Source organism: Vibrio ishigakensis (assembly GCF_024347675.1).
Classification (GTDB): domain Bacteria; phylum Pseudomonadota; class Gammaproteobacteria; order Enterobacterales; family Vibrionaceae; genus Vibrio; species Vibrio ishigakensis.
In genome coordinates this window covers 1,384,485-1,403,505 of the sequence record NZ_AP024882.1, presented here as the reverse complement: position 1 = coordinate 1,403,505, position 19,021 = coordinate 1,384,485, and the positions used below count along the sequence as shown (strand labels likewise).

The 19,021-nt window shown below is 45.5% G+C and carries 19 protein-coding genes; 11 read left to right on the top strand and 8 right to left on the bottom strand.

Annotation, left to right across the window (positions count from 1 at the left end; genetic code table 11):
- Nucleotides 1-281 precede the first annotated feature (281 nt).
- From Pcarn_RS20215 to Pcarn_RS20205, 3 genes are all read left to right on the top strand, one after another.
- Entirely contained in the window at nucleotides 282-2,084 is a 1,803-nt protein-coding gene (locus Pcarn_RS20215; protein WP_261836124.1) for an extracellular solute-binding protein, read from the top strand.
- 65 nt (nucleotides 2,085-2,149) lie between these two features.
- Nucleotides 2,150-3,241 carry a microcin C ABC transporter permease YejB gene (locus Pcarn_RS20210; protein WP_261836123.1) on the top strand — a complete coding sequence of 364 codons (1,092 nt, stop codon included), beginning with the start codon at nucleotides 2,150-2,152 and terminating at the stop codon, nucleotides 3,239-3,241.
- Nucleotides 3,241-4,257 carry an ABC transporter permease gene (locus tag Pcarn_RS20205; protein ID WP_261836122.1) on the top strand — a complete coding sequence of 339 codons (1,017 nt, stop codon included), beginning with the start codon at nucleotides 3,241-3,243 and terminating at the stop codon, nucleotides 4,255-4,257. Before Pcarn_RS20210 ends, Pcarn_RS20205 begins: the two co-directional genes overlap by 1 nt.
- 48 nt (nucleotides 4,258-4,305) lie before the next feature.
- Here Pcarn_RS20205 and Pcarn_RS20200 read toward each other — a convergent pair whose 3' ends face one another.
- Complete coding sequence (locus Pcarn_RS20200; RefSeq protein WP_261836121.1) at nucleotides 4,306-4,548, bottom strand: hypothetical protein; 243 nt, start codon at nucleotides 4,546-4,548, stop codon at nucleotides 4,306-4,308.
- 252 nt (nucleotides 4,549-4,800) lie between these two features.
- Between Pcarn_RS20200 and yejF the strand changes: the two genes are divergently transcribed.
- Nucleotides 4,801-6,393: a microcin C ABC transporter ATP-binding protein YejF gene (yejF, locus tag Pcarn_RS20195; RefSeq protein ID WP_261836120.1), complete on the top strand. Its 1,593-nt coding sequence runs from the start codon at nucleotides 4,801-4,803 to the stop codon at nucleotides 6,391-6,393.
- Nucleotides 6,394-6,405: 12 nt separating this feature from the next.
- Nucleotides 6,406-7,851 (top strand): protein adenylyltransferase SelO, encoded by a 1,446-nt coding sequence (locus tag Pcarn_RS20190; RefSeq protein ID WP_261836119.1) that lies wholly within the window; start codon nucleotides 6,406-6,408, stop codon nucleotides 7,849-7,851.
- 2 nt (nucleotides 7,852-7,853) lie between these two features.
- On the opposite strand, the gene Pcarn_RS20185 is transcribed toward Pcarn_RS20190, so the two are convergent.
- The 5 genes from Pcarn_RS20185 to Pcarn_RS20165 all read right to left on the bottom strand — a co-directional run bounded on the left by Pcarn_RS20185 (nucleotide 7,854) and on the right by Pcarn_RS20165 (nucleotide 11,050).
- Complete coding sequence (locus tag Pcarn_RS20185; protein ID WP_261836118.1) at nucleotides 7,854-8,135, bottom strand: hypothetical protein; 282 nt, start codon at nucleotides 8,133-8,135, stop codon at nucleotides 7,854-7,856.
- Nucleotides 8,136-8,148: 13 nt separating this feature from the next.
- The gene (locus Pcarn_RS20180) at nucleotides 8,149-8,556 is read right to left on the bottom strand and encodes a glycine zipper family protein (RefSeq protein WP_261836117.1); all 408 of its coding nucleotides are present in this window, start codon (nucleotides 8,554-8,556) and stop codon (nucleotides 8,149-8,151) included.
- Nucleotides 8,557-8,650: 94 nt separating this feature from the next.
- Nucleotides 8,651-10,333 carry an SgrR family transcriptional regulator gene (locus Pcarn_RS20175; protein ID WP_261836116.1) on the bottom strand — a complete coding sequence of 561 codons (1,683 nt, stop codon included), beginning with the start codon at nucleotides 10,331-10,333 and terminating at the stop codon, nucleotides 8,651-8,653.
- A 64-nt stretch (nucleotides 10,334-10,397) separates the two neighbouring features.
- Nucleotides 10,398-10,622: a DUF3389 domain-containing protein gene (locus tag Pcarn_RS20170; RefSeq protein WP_261836115.1), complete on the bottom strand. Its 225-nt coding sequence runs from the start codon at nucleotides 10,620-10,622 to the stop codon at nucleotides 10,398-10,400.
- Nucleotides 10,619-11,050 (bottom strand): hotdog fold thioesterase, encoded by a 432-nt coding sequence (locus Pcarn_RS20165; protein ID WP_261836114.1) that lies wholly within the window; start codon nucleotides 11,048-11,050, stop codon nucleotides 10,619-10,621. Before Pcarn_RS20165 ends, Pcarn_RS20170 begins: the two co-directional genes overlap by 4 nt.
- Nucleotides 11,051-11,163: 113 nt before the next feature.
- Here Pcarn_RS20165 and Pcarn_RS20160 point away from each other — a divergent pair, with 113 nt between their 5' ends.
- Both Pcarn_RS20160 and Pcarn_RS20155 read left to right on the top strand, forming a co-directional pair.
- Entirely contained in the window at nucleotides 11,164-11,949 is a 786-nt protein-coding gene (locus tag Pcarn_RS20160; protein WP_261836113.1) for a M48 family metallopeptidase, read from the top strand.
- Between the two features lie 124 nt (nucleotides 11,950-12,073).
- A complete protein-coding gene (locus tag Pcarn_RS20155) occupies nucleotides 12,074-12,643 on the top strand; it encodes a PhnA domain-containing protein (protein ID WP_261836112.1) in 570 nt (189 codons plus the stop codon).
- A gap of 89 nt (nucleotides 12,644-12,732) precedes the next feature.
- Here Pcarn_RS20155 and Pcarn_RS20150 read toward each other — a convergent pair whose 3' ends face one another.
- Entirely contained in the window at nucleotides 12,733-13,446 is a 714-nt protein-coding gene (locus Pcarn_RS20150; protein ID WP_261836111.1) for a Dph6-related ATP pyrophosphatase, read from the bottom strand.
- A gap of 382 nt (nucleotides 13,447-13,828) precedes the next feature.
- Here Pcarn_RS20150 and Pcarn_RS20145 point away from each other — a divergent pair, with 382 nt between their 5' ends.
- Nucleotides 13,829-14,803, top strand: coding sequence for a porin (locus tag Pcarn_RS20145; RefSeq protein ID WP_261836110.1), 975 nt, complete (start codon nucleotides 13,829-13,831; stop codon nucleotides 14,801-14,803).
- A 59-nt stretch (nucleotides 14,804-14,862) separates the two neighbouring features.
- On the opposite strand, the gene Pcarn_RS20140 is transcribed toward Pcarn_RS20145, so the two are convergent.
- Nucleotides 14,863-15,237: an MmcQ/YjbR family DNA-binding protein gene (locus tag Pcarn_RS20140; protein WP_261836109.1), complete on the bottom strand. Its 375-nt coding sequence runs from the start codon at nucleotides 15,235-15,237 to the stop codon at nucleotides 14,863-14,865.
- Between the two features lie 262 nt (nucleotides 15,238-15,499).
- On the opposite strand from Pcarn_RS20140, the gene Pcarn_RS20135 reads away from it, so the two are divergent.
- The 3 genes from Pcarn_RS20135 to Pcarn_RS20125 all read left to right on the top strand — a co-directional run bounded on the left by Pcarn_RS20135 (nucleotide 15,500) and on the right by Pcarn_RS20125 (nucleotide 19,007).
- On the top strand, nucleotides 15,500-16,753 hold the full coding sequence (locus Pcarn_RS20135) for an aromatic amino acid transport family protein (protein ID WP_261836108.1): 1,254 nt from the start codon (nucleotides 15,500-15,502) through the stop codon (nucleotides 16,751-16,753).
- 61 nt (nucleotides 16,754-16,814) lie between these two features.
- Complete coding sequence (locus Pcarn_RS20130; protein WP_261836107.1) at nucleotides 16,815-18,182, top strand: L-serine ammonia-lyase; 1,368 nt, start codon at nucleotides 16,815-16,817, stop codon at nucleotides 18,180-18,182.
- Nucleotides 18,183-18,617: 435 nt separating this feature from the next.
- A complete protein-coding gene (locus tag Pcarn_RS20125) occupies nucleotides 18,618-19,007 on the top strand; it encodes a hypothetical protein (RefSeq protein ID WP_261837325.1) in 390 nt (129 codons plus the stop codon).
- The last annotated feature ends 14 nt before the right edge of the window (nucleotides 19,008-19,021 follow it).

Sequence of the window (19,021 nt, the reverse complement as noted above, 5' to 3'; positions counted from 1 at the left end):
TCATTCGCTCCTCCCTTAAAGGTGCATTTACTTTATAACAATAAGTAAAAAAGATCTCTATTTAACGCAACCCATGCGACAGATAACCGTTCTGTTTATAAATTCATCAATCAAGACATTTGCTTACTCTTCTCGAAAAAAACTCGAAACTCAGCACACAAAAATTTGTCTATACTCAAACAGTTACACACAAATTCGATAAGATGGGATTTAATTCCACGTAATTTGATCAACGACTTTGATAGACAGAGTACAAGCTGTTTTAGGGAATGGAGAGTAAAATGCTAAAAAGGACTTTGCTGGCGTCCGCTATGATCTTCTCATCATGGGCGTGCGCCGAGGTAACCGAAGCCACCTACCTTGTCGGCTTTGGTGAGGCCAAACACCCCAATGGCTTTGAACATCTGGACTATGTAAACCCTAACGCCCCTAAAGGCGGTAGCGTGACCTATGGCGCTATCGGTACCTTTGATAGCTTCAACCGTTATGGTTCTCGCGGCAAACCAGGTGCTCGTACAGGTGAAATCTACGATACGCTGATGTTCTCTCCTAGTGATGAGATGAACACCTCTTATGCCCTTATCGCAGAAAAGGTTCGCTATCCTGACGACTATTCTTGGATGGAAGTGGACATCAATCCAAAGGCCAAATTCTCAGACGGCGTGGCCATTACTGCAAAAGATGTAGAGTTCACCTTCCAGAAATTCCTCGACCAAGGCGTGCCTCAGTACCGCACCTACTTCAAAGACATCAAGTCGGTGAAAGCCCTGAATGATAAAACCGTACGTATCGATATGGCTAAGCCTGACAAAGACGTGCTGTTTGCATTAGTTCAAGGTATGGCAGTCCTTCCCGAGCATTTCTGGAAAGACAAAGACCTAAGCCAACCCTTATCACAACCACCTGTGGGTAGCGGTGCGTATCAAATTTCTTCCTTTAAGGCGGGACAAAGCATCACCTATACCCGCAACAAAGATTACTGGGCGGAAAACCTGCCAGTAAACATAGGCCGTAATAACTTCGATACCATCACCTATGATTACTATCGCGACGATACGGTTATGCTCGAGGCGTTCAAGGCAGGCGAATATGACCTTCGCGAAGAAGGCACGGCCAAGTTCTGGGCAACCGCCTACACCGGCACCAACTTTGATAAAGGCTATATCCTGAAAGAAGAGATCCCTCATGAGATCCCGCAAAGCATGCAGGGCTTCATCTTCAATACTGAAAGTGAGATTTTTAAAGACATTAGGGTACGTGAAGCACTCACCTACGCGTTGGATTTCGAATGGATGAACCGCAACATGTTCTACCAGCAGTATCAACGCACCAGCAGTTACTTCCAGAACACAGAATATCAAGCCAAAGGCATGCCAAGCGAGGCGGAGCTTAAGATACTGGAGCCATTAAAAGGCCAGATTCCAGAGCGAGCATTTGGTGAAGCCTATCAGCCACCAAAGTCAGATGGTTCAGGTCGTATCCGCTCACAAATGCGTACCGCCCTTGGCATTCTTAAAGAAGCAGGTTGGGAAACCCAAAACGGTAAGCTTACTAAGGACGGCAAACCATTTGAGTTTGAGCTTTTGGTATTCAGCCCGACCACAGAACGTATCGCCGAGCCACTAAAGAAAAATCTGAGCCGCATGGGAATCGATATGAAGATCCGCACCGTAGATACGACCCAGTATCTTAAACGCTGGCACGAACGTGACTACGATATGGTGTTCCGCTCTTATTCAGCCAATGCTTACCCTAGTCCGAACCTTAAGATCGTTTGGAACAGCAACTATATCGACAGCACCTACAACCAAGCGGGTGTGCGCGACAAAGCTATCGATTATCTAACCGAGCAGATCGATGAGCATCAGCAAGACCCAGAGCTCCTCAAGGCATTAGGGCCTGCGTTTGACCGGGTACTGACATGGAACTTCTTCGCAATTCCTGCATGGCACAGCAGCATGTTCCGCGTGGCGACTTGGGATAAATTCGCTAGACCAGAGACTCGCCCTGAGTTTGACCTAGGCGTCGATACTTGGTGGATCGACACAGAGAAAGCGAAAAAGCTACCTGCGAAACGTCGCTAATTACATACTGATAACTGCCCCGCCGTTGCGGGGCTGACACTCTTGAGAGAAGCATTTTAGAGCCTATGTCAGCCTATATTATTCGACGCCTGCTACTAGTTATTCCTACCCTGTGGGCCATCATTACCATCAACTTCTTTGTCATCCAGATTGCCCCTGGCGGTCCGGTTGAACAAGCCATCGCTCAGATGCAGGGGCTGGATTCAGGCGTGATGGAACGCTTCACCGGTGGTGGTCAGGAAGTAGAACTTGGCGGCGGTGATAGCGAGCCATCTAGCACTGGCTATCGCGGCTCTCGTGGTATGGACCCTGAAGTCATCGAAGAGATCAAAAAGCAGTTTGGTTTCGATAAGCCTATGCACGTTCGATACTTCGAAATGCTTGGCAACTACATCACCTTTAATTTTGGTGAGAGCCTGTTTAAAGATGGCAATGTAATCGACCTCATAGTAGAAAGACTTCCTGTCTCTATCTCCCTAGGGTTATGGAGTACGCTCATCATTTATCTGATATCCATCCCCCTTGGCATTGTAAAGGCGATACATCATGGGTCGAGGTTTGATATCTGGAGTAGTGCTCTGGTGATAGTGGGATATGCCATTCCCGGCTTCCTGTTTGCTATCGTGCTTATCATACTGTTTGCCAGTGGCAACTATTTCGACTGGTTCCCTCTGCGCGGTTTGGTCTCCGGCAACTTCGATGAACTGACCTGGTATCAAAAAATCGGTGACTATTTCTGGCATCTCGCCCTACCAACCTGCGCCATGGTGATCGGCGGATTCGCCACCCTAACCATGCTGACTAAAAACTCATTCCTCGATGAGATCAATAAGCAGTATGTGGTTACCGCAAGGGCGAAGGGTTTAGACGATCGTTCCATCTTGTATAAACACGTGTTCCGCAATGCCATGCTGATCATCATTGCCGGATTCCCAAGCGCCTTTATCTCTATATTCTTTACTGGTTCTATGTTGATTGAGGTGATGTTCTCGCTAGAAGGCATAGGTTTGCTTGGCTTTGAGTCAACCATACAGCGAGATTACCCTGTCGTGTTTAGCTCTCTTTATATCATGACGCTTCTTGGACTCATCCTAAGCATCATCTCAGATCTCACCTACTCGTGGATCGATCCACGCATTGACTTCGAGGCACGATAATGACCCCAATGATGCAGATGCGCATTCAGCGCTTTAAAGCAAACCGACGCGGTTTTTGGTCACTGTGGATCTTCTTAGTGCTCTTTATCATCAGCTTATTTGCCGAGCTAGTCGCAAACGACAAGCCACTATTTGTCAACTTTGATGGTGATTGGTACTTTCCTGTTGCTAAGCAATATTCTGAAATGGAGTTTGGTGGCGAGTTTGCGGCAGAGGCAGACTACACCGACCCTTATGTTCAGGAGCTTATCGAAGAAAAGGGCTACATGATTTGGCCAGTAATTCGCTTTAGCTATGACACCATCAACTACAACCTGCCGGGCCCTGCGCCTTCGGCTCCAGACAACACAAACTGGCTAGGTACGGATGACAGAGGCCGAGACGTTCTTGGTCGAATCATCTATGGCTTTCGAATATCAGTACTGTTTGGCTTTGTGCTTACCATTATTAGTAGCATCATTGGCGTTATCGTGGGTGCAACCCAAGGCTACTATGGTGGCAAATTAGACCTTATTGGTCAGCGCTTTATCGAGGTGTGGTCCGGCATGCCTACCCTGTTCCTTCTGATCATTTTATCCAGTTTTGTCGAACCCAATTTCTGGTGGCTTCTTGGCATCATGGTGCTATTTAGCTGGATGGGATTGGTTGGTGTGGTGCGCGCTGAATTCTTGCGCTGCCGTAACTTTGATTATGTAAAAGCTGCCCACGCGCTTGGGGTGAGTGACAGTCGTATCATTGGCAGACATATGTTACCTAACGCCATGGTTGCAACCTTGACCATGCTGCCGTTTATTCTATCGGGCTCGGTGACCACACTGACCTCTTTGGACTTCCTTGGTTTTGGTTTGCCAAGTGGCTCTCCATCATTGGGCGAGCTTTTGGCCCAGGGTAAGGCGAACCTGCAAGCACCTTGGCTTGGTTTCTCGGCGTTCGTAGTGTTGTCCGTGATGCTTAGCTTACTTGTATTTATCGGTGAAGCGGTGCGTGATGCGTTTGACCCACACGCACAGGGATAAAAAAAGAGGCGCTAGACGCCTCTTCAAAAATAGAGATTTTAGGGGAAATTAGCCGTTAACTTGCTCTAATTTCAGCGCCTCAATCGATTGCTTTAGTTCGTTTGCTAAAGAGGTAGTCGCTGACAAGCTAGTTGCATTCTGTCCTGAGATGTTGTCGATAGCCGATGTTGCTTGGCTTACCACATCATTTACAGTCGCATCTAGTGAGCTCAAGCATTTTTGAGCCAGTTGAAGGTGAAGTTCAGCCTCTTTTACAAGGCTATAAGCAGATTTATAGATGTCCTTTGGCATTATCGCCTCCTAATGCTAGATGGTAAGGGGCGGCTGATTGGGGGAAAATCATTACGCCACCGCCCTTGTAATTTAATACTACAATTGAACTTTACCCAAAAATAGTTGAAGAAGATACAAAATATTTGAGAAATGAGAGCAATCGCACAGTTGGTTTTTTATACATTTATCTGAGCGTGATTTAGCACTCATAATCGATTAAATTCAAGTCACTGATTTTGTTAGTGTTTGATGTTTGTCAAAGGAATAGGAATGACAGCACCCTTAATAGAGATCAAAAATCTATCCGTCGCTTTCGGGGGTAAAAAGAACCCTAGAAGGGTTACCCATGATGTGAGCCTTTCGGTACACAAAGGTGAGACCCTAGCACTGGTAGGCGAAAGTGGCTCTGGCAAATCTGTAACGGCTAACTCCATCTTGAGGCTGTTGCCTAAAGCAAGCGCTGTGTATGAGACAGGGTCTATTCATTTTGATGGCGATGAACTTCTAACCCTATCAGAACGAAGAATGCGCGGCGTGCGCGGTGGTCGCATAGGCATGATCTTCCAAGAGCCTATGGTTTCTCTTAATCCGCTGCACAAGATAGGCCGACAACTTGTCGAGACTGTTGAGATACACCGAGGTGTTCGAGCAAATAAAGCCAAGGATCTTGCGCTGACCTGGTTAAATAAGGTCGGCATTCGTAACCCAGAACAGAAGATTAACGCTTACCCTCATGAACTCTCAGGCGGTGAGCGTCAGCGAGTAATGATAGCGCTTGCACTGATCAACGAGCCAGAACTTCTTATTGCCGACGAGCCTACTACTGCCCTAGATGTATCGGTTCAGGCGCAAATCTTGGATCTGCTAAAAGAGCTTCAACAAGAACTGCATATGGCCATGCTGTTCATTACCCATGACCTCAGCATTGTCAGGCGCATAGCCAATCGCGTCGCGGTAATGAAAGAAGGTAAACTGGTTGAAACTGGTGATTGCCAAGAGGTATTTCACTCACCCAAGCATCCTTATACTAAGATGCTGATCGAGGCTGACCCATCGGGCTCACCTGTAGAGGTGCCAGAGAGCAACCCTACCCTAGTCCACACGCAAAATCTCAAGGTGTGGTTCCCTATCCACGGCGGAATCTTCAAGCGCGTGGTCGACCATGTTAAAGCGGTAACTGGGGTTAACTTTGACCTTAAAAGAGGTCATTCGCTAGGTCTAGTGGGTGAAAGTGGGTCCGGTAAATCCACTACAGGTATGGCGGTTCTTAAACTGGTGCACAGTGAGGGAGATATTGAGTTTGACGGCCAAGGCATTACAGACTTTGACAGAAAGAAGATGCTGCCACTGCGCTCCAGAATGCAGGTGGTATTCCAAGACCCCTTCTCCGCTTTGAACCCTAGAATGTCTGTTGCTCAGATCATTGGTGAAGGCTTGAGGGTGCATCAAGAGCTGAGTGAGCAAGAAATAGATTCGCAGATTTGCCAAGCTATGAATGAGGTAGAACTCGACCCAGAAACGCGACACAGGTATCCAAACGAGTTTTCCGGTGGGCAACGTCAACGTATCGCTATCGCACGCGCTTTGATCCTTAAGCCAGAATTCATTTTGTTGGACGAGCCTACTTCTTCCCTTGACCGTACGGTACAGGCACAGGTGTTAGACTTACTCAAACGCCTTCAGCAAAAATATCATCTTACCTACCTGTTTATCAGCCACGACCTAAATGTAGTGCGGAGCCTGTGCCATCAAACCATGGTACTTAAAGCAGGTGAAGTGGTTGAATTTGGAGAAACAGAACAGCTGTTTACCAATCCAAAGCAAGAATACACCAAGCAGCTAGTGACCCTGTCACAGGTTTAATGGAGCGAAAAAATGAAGCCCTTACACAAGCTTAACTATTGTCACAGTTATGCCGAGTTGGGGCCTGCGCTCTCTTCCTTTGTTAACCCGACTCCTATCACCGCCCCTTATCTCATCCATGCCAACAGCGACCTAGCTATGCGATTGGGAGTAGACCTAGGAGAAGAAGAACAACTAGCTCAACTCTTGTCTGGCAAACGCACACTTCCCCAGTGGAAGCCATTGGCGATGAAATACACTGGGCATCAATTCGGTCAATACAATCCAGACCTGGGTGATGGACGGGGCCTACTTCTGGCAGAGTTCGTTGATGATTCTACGCAAAAGTGGGACATGCATCTAAAAGGAAGCGGACAAACGCCATATTCTCGAATGGGTGATGGCAGAGCAGTTATCCGCTCATCTGTCAGAGAATATTTGATTAGTGCGGCCATGACTGGCCTAGGCATAGAAACCACCCAAGCCCTTGCACTTGTGGGCTCTCAAACACCTGTGCGCAGAGAAGAACTGGAGCGCGCTGCAACCCTATTAAGAATCGCTCCAACCCATATCCGCTTCGGTCATTTTGAATATCTTTTTTATAGTGGGCAACAACACCTGATTCAGCCTCTTATGGACCATGTTATCAATTGGCATTTTCCTAAACTTAAAGGACGTAAAGATAGATTTAAGCTGTTCTTGTCAGAAGTAGTAAAGCGCACGGCTAAGATGATCGCAGGTTGGCAGGCGTATGGCTTTTATCATGGGGTGATGAACACGGACAACATGAGCATTCTTGGGCAAACTTTCGACTACGGCCCGTATGCCTTCATCGAACAGTATCAACCAAACTTTGTGGGTAATCACACAGACTATGAGGGTCGATATGCTTTTAACAGGCAACCTGGAATTGCGCACTGGAATCTATCTGCATTGGGATACGCCCTATCCTCTGTGTTAGAGAAAGACGATATTGAAGTCGTACTGGCAAGCTATGTAGATGAAGTTCAAGCTCAGTATACAGGGCTGATGAGAGAGCGCTTTGGCTTAATATCTAGTAAAGAAGGCGACAGTGACGAACTTAATCATGTGTTAGCTCTTATGGAAAAACTCAAGCTCGACTATAACCATAGCTACAGGCGATTATCAGAATTGACCTACCGAGAATGGTTTACCGAACCCAGCTTTCAAAACCCTGAATGGCAAGAGTGGATGAAGCAGTATCAACATAGATTGGAATTGGATTATCCGAATGAGAGAGCGCGCATCACGGCCATGTGCGCAGTAAACCCTAAGTACATTCTTAGAACTCACCTAGCACAAGAGGTTATTGATGAGGTGGAGTCGGGTCGATTTGAGATTGTAGACCGCTGGATGAAGGTACTCGCTAATCCTTTTGTGAGCCATCAAGTACCTTCGCATTGGTCTAAACCTGCTAGAGATGGCGGCGTTAATATCTGTTTGAGCTGCTCGTCTTAGTCTTACTGAACCTCTTTTAGCTCTATAGTTTCAACTGTGGTTCTTATCACCTTCACGCCCTCTTCGGTCTCACTCACCTCAGATTTCTGCATAAAGGACTCTGTTGCTTGGTATTCAACCCCGTCGACGGTGACCATTTGAGTCGCTTCACCCGACATTTCATGATCAGTCAAGTGGCCTAAATCATGCACAGGGCCTGCCATCGCTTTTTGGACTCCTATGGTCATAAAAAAGCCCACAAATGAAGTAGCAATTACCGCACGTTTAATAGTTTGAGCATTCATTCTGTTACCTCGCTTAATTAAGTGCCATATAGCCACGACCAGACATACAGTTACGAACTAGGTCGGTGTACGCCTGTTGGTTACTTGCTTCAGCTGCTTTACGGTTGCCTCTATTGCCAAGAACACCAAGGGTCATACCAACAGCAGCACCGGTTTTGGCGGCGTCACTGCCAGAGTTTCCTGATACACTGCCGGCTACTGCACCTGCTGCTGCACCACGCGCTCCACGCTTGGCAGTTTCTTCAACAAGACCAGGCGCCTCTTCTTGAGGGAGCTGATGAGCAAGACCTTCACAATAGATCATGTCTTCATTGAACTGGTTTGCATCGTACTGCCCTTGGTCATAGACCAAACCATGGGCTTGAAGTGAGCCTGAAACCAGCACACAGATAAGGGCACATATGTAGGGAATTTTTTGCATCTGACACCGCCTTAGTGATTAAAAGCGGTGCTATTGTGTGCAAATAGAACGCGGGAATACAGAAAGGAAACTTTAGGTCTAACCTCAATTCTGTTTATGATTCAGGTTTCACCCAAACCTTGGAAAAGTCGAACCAACCTAAGGCATTGCACTTGGCGTTTTGTAGTGAGCCGCAGTGGTCGGTGCTCACCCCAAGCCAGCAGTGGAACATAGGGATCACTAGCTTATTCTCTACCAAAAAACGTCCAAGCTCTTTCGCAGGGAATGTCTGATTCGGCGTGCCATGCCAAGCCTCCATCATGGCTTGCAGCTGCGCATAGCGTTCATCACCACAAAGCAGGTCCACATCACTGTATTCTAGAATCCATCCACGAAGCATATCGTCCCTGTGCGTGCCAATCCCCATCGGCTTTAACCAGAGATCGACCTTTGAAAGATCATCTGGAAAGGTCTCATAGCGATTGAACTGTACACTAAGACCATCTTCTTTAAGCAAGTTGGCGATTGCCTTTGCTATGGTGGGGAAAACTGGATGCTCACTGTGATAAGCAATGGTTACCGTTGCATTTTCTGCAGGCTTGTTAGCTTGCAGTGTTTGAGCATGATACCAGCCGGGCTTGAGGCCATGTGCAGGTAAAAGACCAAGCTCGATGATCGACTCTTGTGGCAATTTAGCGAACAAGTTGAACGAACTTAGTTTAGAGGCAAAGTAATTCTGCCAATCGGTGCTTTGCCCTAGCCCGTTGCGCTGGTTAATTGAAACGTAGGTACAGCCAGGATCCAGAGAGACATCCGTATCGCTATTATTGATGGGCAGGTCTGGCTGATTCAAACTTGGATACACCAAGCTCGAGTGCGCCTCATCAATCACCCAGACCTCAACTCTATCTACTAAAGGTCTGAAGCCAAAATAGTTGTCGAACGCTTCAAGAATCAACTGTTTTTCATTGTTGACCGCGACCTTATAAGGTCCTGTCCCTACGGGCAATCTTTCTATATTTTCTATCTCAAGTGCATTTTTTGGCAGAATTTTGGCACTGGACTCAGCCAAAATAAGATCAAAATAGTGATCTTCTTTACTCAAGAAAACATCGATAACGAAAGGTGATGGAGACTCTACTCTGTCGATATGCGAGTACAAAGAAAGCTTCTTCAAGATATCAAAATGATCGATCACATCTTGGGTTTCGAGAAGCTGTCCATTGTGAAAGCGCACCTTTGCTCGAAGATAAAAGCGCCAATGGGTTCCGGAGAAAGCCTCCCAATAATGGGCTAAATCTGGCTGTAGGTTGTCGTCACTATCAAACTTGGTTAGTCCGCTATACACCTGATGGATGATGTTTTGCTCAGAGCGACGATGGGGTTTCCTCGGGTGTAGCATGGCTAGAGGACGGTAATAAGGAAGCCTAACGACCTGCTGACCGGACTGATTCTGCACACCGAGATAATCTTGAATAACCTGAGTAAGACGAGAGGCATCTTGATTAAGAACCTGCAGAGCATGCCCTATCTTGCCTTCTTCTAGATAGCGCTTGGCAAGGTCCTCTCCTACGGCATTACGGTTTTGCTTAAATATAAGCTGTGACTGTTTCCCTCGCCCTGCCGAAGGATGCCACTCAATCCACCCCTCTTCTGCTAGCTTGTTGAGTACAATTCGGGCATTTCGACGAGTACAGAAGAGGATTTCGGTGATGTCCTCTATACGAGTATCGCTGTCTTCGCCGTTAAAATGCTCAAACAGGGTTTCAAACTGGGCTCGTAGGCGAGGACTGCTCATAAAGAGGAAATTCCATTTAAGTATTTAGAGTAAGAATTTCCTTATTTTAGCACTTCAAGCAAAGTTAATTAACTCTAGCTAACCCTGTAATTTCAATAATTTGGTCAACGATTTCACTATCCAGTTTAACCGACCAACGGCTCTGTGCATCATGCACAACCAACACATTACCCATAAGCTGAATTACATCTGTGTGCGCTTGCAACGTCATGCGCTGTTCACCGAACAATCGAATCATTATCTCATGTGGCGTGACGACTATCTTTCCTAGTTCAAAATCAAAGGTCACTGTTTTGCCCCTTTTGTTCTTACCATGACAGTAAGACGGGATGCGCACACTAGCTGTTGTTGCTCATTGATAATATCAATCGACCAGATCTGGGTTTGACGTCCAAGATGTATCGGCTTTGCTGTGCCTGTGACAAAACCAGAACGCGCGGCTTTAACATGATTGGCATTGATCTCTAGCCCTACACAGTATTGGTTTTCATCCACGCACATATTGGCAGCGACCGACCCTAGGGTCTCCGCTAAAACCACAGATGCCCCGCCATGTAGCATACCTAAAGGCTGATGTGTGATAGGTGCAACTGGCATGGTCGCTGAAAGAGAGTTGTCGTCAAATTGGTTGTACTCAATTTGCAGATGCTCAACTAGGGTATTTTTTGAGCTAGCGTTAAGCTTCTCTAGGCATGGCGTCTTGTTCCAGATACTCACTTAGTCATCCTACTGATATTTATATGATTTTCGTCTCTAAAACTACCAAAAATATGGGCAGTAGTCCTGATCCAAGTATATGCTTTTTATATAAACGCAATTGGAAAGAAACCATGAAGTTTGCAAAAATTATCAGCCTAGCGCTTGTAGTCGCTGGGCTTTTTGGCTGTGCTAAATCTCCTACTGGTCGTAACCAGGTCATTCTCTTTTCTGACAGCCAGATGTCACAACTTGGTGCTCAATCTTTTGAGCAGATGAAACAAGAGCAAAAGATCAGCCAAGATAAAGCAACCAATGCCTATGTGCAGTGTGTAACAGACCGAATTTTAGAGTTTGTCCCCAAGCAGCCAAGTTTTGATAAATGGGAAGTGGTGGTATTTGATAGCCCACAGGTGAATGCGTTTGCTTTGCCTGGTGGAAAGATTGGCGTTTATACCGGCCTGCTTAAGGTTGCGGTGAACCAAGACCAACTAGCTACTGTTATAGGCCACGAGATAGCGCACGTACTTGCTGACCACAGTAATGAGCGTATTTCACAAGCACAGATAGCCAATACTGGACTTCAACTATCCAACGCGGCTCTTGCTAACCAAGAGTACCGCAATGAAATCGTCGCCTTGATGGGCGCTGGGGTTCAATACGGAGTGATACTCCCTTACGGTCGAACTCAAGAGAGCGAGGCGGATATCGTAGGTTTACAATTGATGGCTAAAGCAGGTTTTGACCCTTACCAGAGTATTGCCCTATGGAGGAACATGGCCAAGGCATCGGGTGGCAACCAACCGCCGGAGCTGCTATCCACCCACCCCTCTCACGATACTCGGATCAACGACCTAAACTCAGAGGCGAAAACTTTGCCCGGTTACAGTGGTGATAAACCAAACTGCAAACGCCCATAAAGCACATATTTGAAAGCTATGAATCCACACACATAGCGAAGGCTCGGCGTGACAAACCTCGCAAAAAGTGTGGTTTTAAGTATAATGTCCCGCAAAATTTGAGACCAAAGTACAAGGTAACAGAATGTCTATCGAAACAACTCTTCTTCAACGTAGTGGTGACAAGTGCGAGCTTTGCGGTTCAACTTCTGATCTTAAACCATTCGCAGTCGCTCCTCACACTCAAGTAACCGTTGATCATGGTGCTATTCTTTGCGACACCTGCCGCACTCAAGTTGAAGACCCAGAGCAAATGGACGTAAACCACTGGCGTTGCCTTAACGACAGCATGTGGAGCCAAGAAGCTCCAGTTCAGGTTCTAGCTTGGCGCCAACTGACTCGTCTTGCACGCTCTGAAGGCTGGGCTCAAGACCTTCTAGACATGATGTATATGGAAGAAGAGACCAAGAACTGGGCCGAAACTGGCATGGAAAACGACGGTAAGAAGCACGTTGACTGCCACGGTGCACCTCTTTCAAAAGGTGACACAGTAACCATTATCAAAGACTTGCCAGTAAAAGGTTCTTCAATGGTAGTTAAGCAAGGCACTATGGTTCGCAACATTGGTCTTGCACAAGATGATCCAGAGCTATTCTCAGGCAAGGTAGAAGGCCAATCTATGTGGCTACGTTGCGAGTTCTGTCGCAAGAAGTAATTCTACTAGTTAGATACTACAAAGGCGCATTTAATGCGCCTTTTCTATTGATAAGGACTAGCTAACCGATATGCTTAACTTCCAGCCAGTTATTTAGATTCTAGAAGTCTCAGGTCCGTGAACCAAAATCCTTTGGCATGGGGTTGCTGACTGTTATCTATAAATTTCTCGTCCAAAGGCTTATACAGCTTTTCACCCAACTCCAACTTCAGAGGTTCAGAAAAGTTTGGGCCGTCAAAACAGAAGGTATGAAACTCTCCATTTTCACCGCAAGGATCAACTTGCTTCGGTAATGATTCAATCCACTCTTTATCTATCAAAGCACCTGAGTGCGCTTCCCCAAGATATTGATCGTTGATACAACAGGTAGTGGTTTTAAAGCCAAGAGACAGAAACTCGTTGATTACCTCTTTAGTATTTAGTTTCCACAATGGATAAACGCCCTCTAAGCCAACCTTTGCCAGGTTATTGTCTCGGTACTCTCTAAGGTCCTCTAAGAAGATATCTCCATAGATAACTTTGGTTACTCCTAGAGATTTTTGCTCTAACAGCAATTCTTTCATTTTCTGCTCGTATTCATCATACGAGTCTTGCTCTACCCACATCTTAATCAATGGAATGCCGAGGGACTCAGCCTGTTTATCAAGCAATTCCTCTCTCACACCATGCATCGAAATGCGTTTGTATTCTTTATTCAGAGTGGTTAGAAGTGCAACCACTTCTATATCGTCTCTTTGTTGTATCTTGTACAAAGCCAGAGCAGAATCCTTGCCTCCGCTCCATGTAAAAATGGCTTTGGTCATGCGTTTATCTCCTTTATTAGCCTTGTTGTACGACTAGATATAGTACGAACCTCTATATAATTAAATAAATCTTTCCAATTTATTTAATTCACTCTATTTGATTTATATTATCCAGCTCACAAAACAGACATATTAATTATATTCAATCAGTTTTATTAAAATCCACAATTAATAGTCAGATTTATTACTAACCCATTACAAATCAATCATTTATATAAAAAACCATCATTATAAACTGAGTTGTACATGCAATGGAATGTTTATTCTTTTTATAAAATAAGTTTGCCGTTTTATGAGTTAAATACAGGGAACAAGTTATATAGGCTTTAGTCTCAGTGCTCTTTTTGAGATTTGTGGCACTGACAATTAAAGGACCTAAAAAATGAAAAAACTTACTCTTACAGCTATCGCTGTAGCTTCAGCGTTTGCTGCAAGCGCAAACGCTGCTGAAGTTTATAACGCAGACAACGTTGCACTTAACGTTGGCGGCCGTGTAGAAGCTCGTACTACCCTAACTGATACTGGTGACAACAAACAAGACGATGCATCTCGCGCTCGTCTAAACGTTGATGCAAAAACTAACGTAACAGACTCTGTATTCGCTCACGGTTTCTTCGAAAAAGAATTTACTAAAGCTAACTCTAACGACACTCGTTACCTATACGTTGGTGTTGGTAACGAAAACAACGAACTTCAATACGGTAAGACTGATGGCTCTCTAGGTCTACTAACCGACTACACTGACGTTCTGAACTTCTTCGGTGCTGAAGCATCAAGCAAGTCTGCAACCGCTGACCGTGCTGATAACCAATTCCTATACATTGGTACTTACGGTGGTCTAACCGTTAAAGCTAACTACAACGGTGGTGGTTCTAAAATCCAAGATGACAACAAAAATGATGTAACTATCGACCAAGGCTACGGCGCGTCAGCAAGCTATGACTTCGGTCAATTCAAGCTAGGTGCAGGCTACGCTAACGAAACACATGAAGACACTCCTGCTGGTCAAAAAGTAGAAGACAGCGAAAACATCCTGGTAGGTGCAGGTGTAGACGTAACTGATGCACTTTACTTCGGTGCTCTATACGTTAACGGCTCTTTACTTGGTAACGACTTCCAGGGTTACGAACTAGCAACGACTTTCGCAGCTACTGACAAGCTATCTCTAGGTGCTACCTTCACAAGTGCTCGTTTTGACGACATCAGAGCTGGTGATACAGAGAAAGACAGCAATAAAGCTGCGCTTTCTGCAACTTACCAGTTCACTAACTACTTCAGCACTTATGCTGAAGCAAGCAAAGAGTTCACTAACAAAGAACAATTTGGCGGTGTGCTAGGTGCTAAAGTAACTTTCTAATCAATTAGATTGCTGCTTACTCTTTTTCAAAGCCTCGCATTTGCGGGGCTTTTTCATGCCTATCTAGAAATTGCGATACGCTCCCTATCCGCCTTCTTTAGTTTCTTCACAACAAGATCGTAAGAGCGCTCAATCAGGTCTTTCAGCATCCCCTCTCCAATCTCTTCAGAGACAACCACAGTAATCCAATGCTTCTTGTTCATGTGGTAACCAGGGCGGATGGATTCAAATTCCTCTGATAAAAGCATGTTGTCTGCGGGTAAACCCTTTAGATTCAAACTCAGGGCTTTATCCTTTCTGTCTAGTTCATGGGATACCAAGGCAAACATCTTACCTACCACCTTATATACCGCCACTTCTTTACCAAAAGGAAAATCTAACTCACTTTCTGGGAGTGAAAGTAGGAAATCATCCAACTCTTTCGCATTCATCATTTTAAGGCTCCAAACCGCGTAAACGGTTGCTCAATTCCAATTGATTCTCTCAAATTTTATTGATTATAAAAACTAATGCATCTCTACTCATTGAATTAGTAAAACTAAGCTGTAGCACGGCATTTTCGTGACTAAGGACAAATAGTTCTACTGAATTTTATTCTCTGTTGCATAAAGTGATCGCGATCGCATAAAAATAATTCTGTCTGCAACAAAATGCCCGCGAAATTTACTTCCTTTTCCTTTTCCGAGAATTTCAACTATGACAACATCAACTATTGCTGCTCCAGTAGCAGAAAAATCTGGCAAGTGGACTTATAAAGATCTGACATGGTGTCTATCCCTTTTTGGTACAGCTGTAGGTGCGGGTGTACTATTCCTTCCAATCAAGGCTGGTGCAGGTGGTTTTTGGCCATTAGTAATATTAGCCCTACTAGCAGCACCAATGACTTGGTTTGCGCACAAAAGTCTAGCTCGCTTCGTTCTTTCAACAAAAAATGAATCAGGCGACATCACTGACGCTGTAGAAGAACACTTCGGTAAGACTGGCGCTAACATTATTACTTTCGCTTACTTCTTTGCTATCTACCCAATCGTTCTAATCTACGGTGTAGGCATCACCAATACAGTTGACTCTTTCATGGTAAACCAACTAGGTATGGAGTCTATCCCTCGCTGGCTTCTATCTGGTGGTTTGATCACCCTAATGACTGCGGGTGTTGTGTTTGGTAAAGAGCTAATGCTTAAAGCTACCTCAGCTATGGTTTACCCACTAGTATTCATCCTTCTGGCTCTGTCTCTATACCTGATCCCAGATTGGAACACTTCAATGATGTCAGTAGCACCAGAGTGGAGCTCTATGCCGTCTACTATCTGGCTAGCAATTCCTATCATTGTGTTCTCTTTCAACCACAGCCCTATCATCAGCCAGTTCGCTAAAGAGCAACGTAAAACCTACGGTGAAGACGCTCATAAGAAGACTGACATGATCACTGCAGGCGCATCTGCGATGCTTATGGGTTTCGTGATGTTCTTCGTATTCTCTGTAGTGCTTTCTCTATCTCCAGAGCAGCTAGCTACAGCGCAAGCAGAAAACATCTCTGTTCTTTCTTACCTAGCGAACGTACACGCTTCACCTATCATCTCTATCCTTGGCCCAATCATCGCGTTCGCAGCGATCACTTCAAGCTACTTTGGTCACTTCCTAGGTGCACAAGAAGGTCTAACAGGTCTTATCAAGTCTCGCTCTGAGATGAAGGCAAGCACTATCGATAAACTGGCTCTTGGCTTTATCGTTGTGACCACCTGGATTGTTGCAATCATTAACCCAAGCATCCTAGGCATGATTGAAGCAATCGGTGCTCCGATGATTGCCGCTATCCTATTCGTGATGCCAGTAGTTGCTATGTACAAGGTACCTGCAATGAAGAAATACGCGACTTCTACCCCGGCTCGTATCTTCACCCTGATCTGCGGTATCGCGGCTATCACTTCTGCGACTTACTCAATCTTCTAAGAACTACCTGTATAGCCTCCTTCGGGAGGCTTTCCCTCTTCTGATTTAAAGGTCCCCATTCATGATCAGTATTTTCGATATCTATAAAATTGGCATTGGTCCCTCAAGCTCTCACACCGTGGGGCCAATGAAAGCAGGTAAGATCTTCGTTGATGAGCTAAAACAAAAACAGTTTTTACAACAAACAGACAAGCTCACAGTCGATGTATATGGCTCATTGTCATTAACAGGTATTGGTCACCGTACAGATGTGGCTATTATTGCAGGCCTAGCTGGAAATCTTCCTGAGACAGTAGACATTGATGCAATCGATCCTCTAATTGCTAAAGTAGAAGAAACTGAAGTGTTGAATATCGACAACGGTAATCACACCGTTGCCTTCCCTGCCTCTGAGGGAATGAACTTCCACACTACCAACCTAGAACTCCATGAAAACGGAATGCAGATCCACGCTTGGAGCAAAGGTGAAAAGATCTTTAGTAAAACCTATTTCTCCATTGGTGGCGGCTTTATCGTCGACCAAGAATCCTTTGGCCAAGAAAGCGAAACTAGCCAAGAGATCCCGTATCCATTTACATCAGCACAAGAGCTAATCCAGCAAGCGACTAATAATGGCTTATCGATCAGCACTATTATGCTGAAGAACGAGCAGTCTGTAATGAGCAGCGACGCTATCAATACTCAACTGACGGCAATCTGGCAGACAATGTCAGCGTGTATCGATCGCGGCCTTCACTGCGAAGGTTTGCTACCCGGACCTCTGAAGGTTCATCGTCGCGCCCCTGCTCTATATAAAAAGCTGGTGACTTCAGCTTCAACCAATGTAGACCCTATGGCAGTGGTTGATTGGATCAACCTATTTGCTTTCGCAGTAAACGAAGAAAATGCTGCAGGTGGCCGAGTAGTAACAGCACCTACCAATGGTGCTTGTGGCATCGTCCCTGCAGTGCTTGCATACTATGACAAGTTCATTCAGCCAGTCACCGAAAAAGAATATCAGCGCTATTTTGCTTCTTCTGCAGCTATCGGCGGTTTATACAAGCGTAACGCCTCTATTTCTGGTGCCGAAGTAGGTTGTCAGGGCGAAGTTGGTGTGGCTTGTTCTATGGCGGCGGCTGGTCTTGCTGAGCTAATGGGCGCAAGCCCTGAACAGGTGTGCATCGCAGCTGAGATCGCAATGGAGCACAACCTAGGTCTTACCTGTGACCCGGTTGCAGGTCAGGTACAGGTTCCATGTATCGAGCGTAATGGTATTGCTGCAGTCAAAGCAGTTAACTCGGCACGCATGGCATTAGGTCGCTCTTCTGCCCCACGCGTATCTCTAGATAAGGTTATCGAAACCATGCTGGAGACGGGTAAAGATATGAATGCCAAATACCGTGAGACTTCCCAAGGCGGATTAGCCATAAAAGTGCTCTGCAGCTCCTAAGCGCAAAAACAATAACAACAATACACTCTCCACTTTGCCCAGCCCCCCGCTGGGCTTTTTTATCTCTATAGCGAAAAAGTGACGTTTAGATTGGTTCAAGGTCTAATTCATCTTCCGAATATCGGCAGTCACACTCTATTTTCCTTCCGCTTTAGTTTGATTGCGCAAGTCCCTAATCAGGTTTAGCTCACTGTCATGAAAGTCATAATCAATCCAAAGCACATCCAGACTGAGTTACAGGGTGTTTTCGCATTAAAAACCAATATTTCTAATAAATCTCGCTGGCTTCCCGCTGAGCTATAAATCCCAATCCAAACCAAATAGCCGATAAAAAGCGGAATTACTACCGCTGTATGTTCACCGTTTTTGAAGTGCAATCAGGCCATAGAATTATTTATGAAGATTCAACAACTATTGCATATAGAAGACGCAGTTATGAACCAGAACGCCAAGCAACTTCTCAACCACCTTTGCAGTGAATATGACAAACTATCTCGTCTGCAACAAACTCGTCCATTCCCAGAGTTTTCCGAAACCATCAAGAGTGAACACGGTTACTGTTATGTTCGTTGCGCGGTAGGTAGTCAGCGCTTTTCTATTGTCGCGGTCAACTTCAACCCTGCGGTAAGAGGACAAGGCGTGCTGAGTGCTTTCATTGACTATATAAAGCAAAATCCCCACCAATACAGCGGTGTTGAGGTCGCGATCATTGAGAACCAAGGTTTGGCAAAGCACCTACTAGCACTTGGCTGGCAATATAAATCTTTCTTTTCCAAGCTGTTCTTTGGCAAGAGGCCCACTCTAGTACAAAACTTCTGTAACTAGATTAAGCGTTCAAA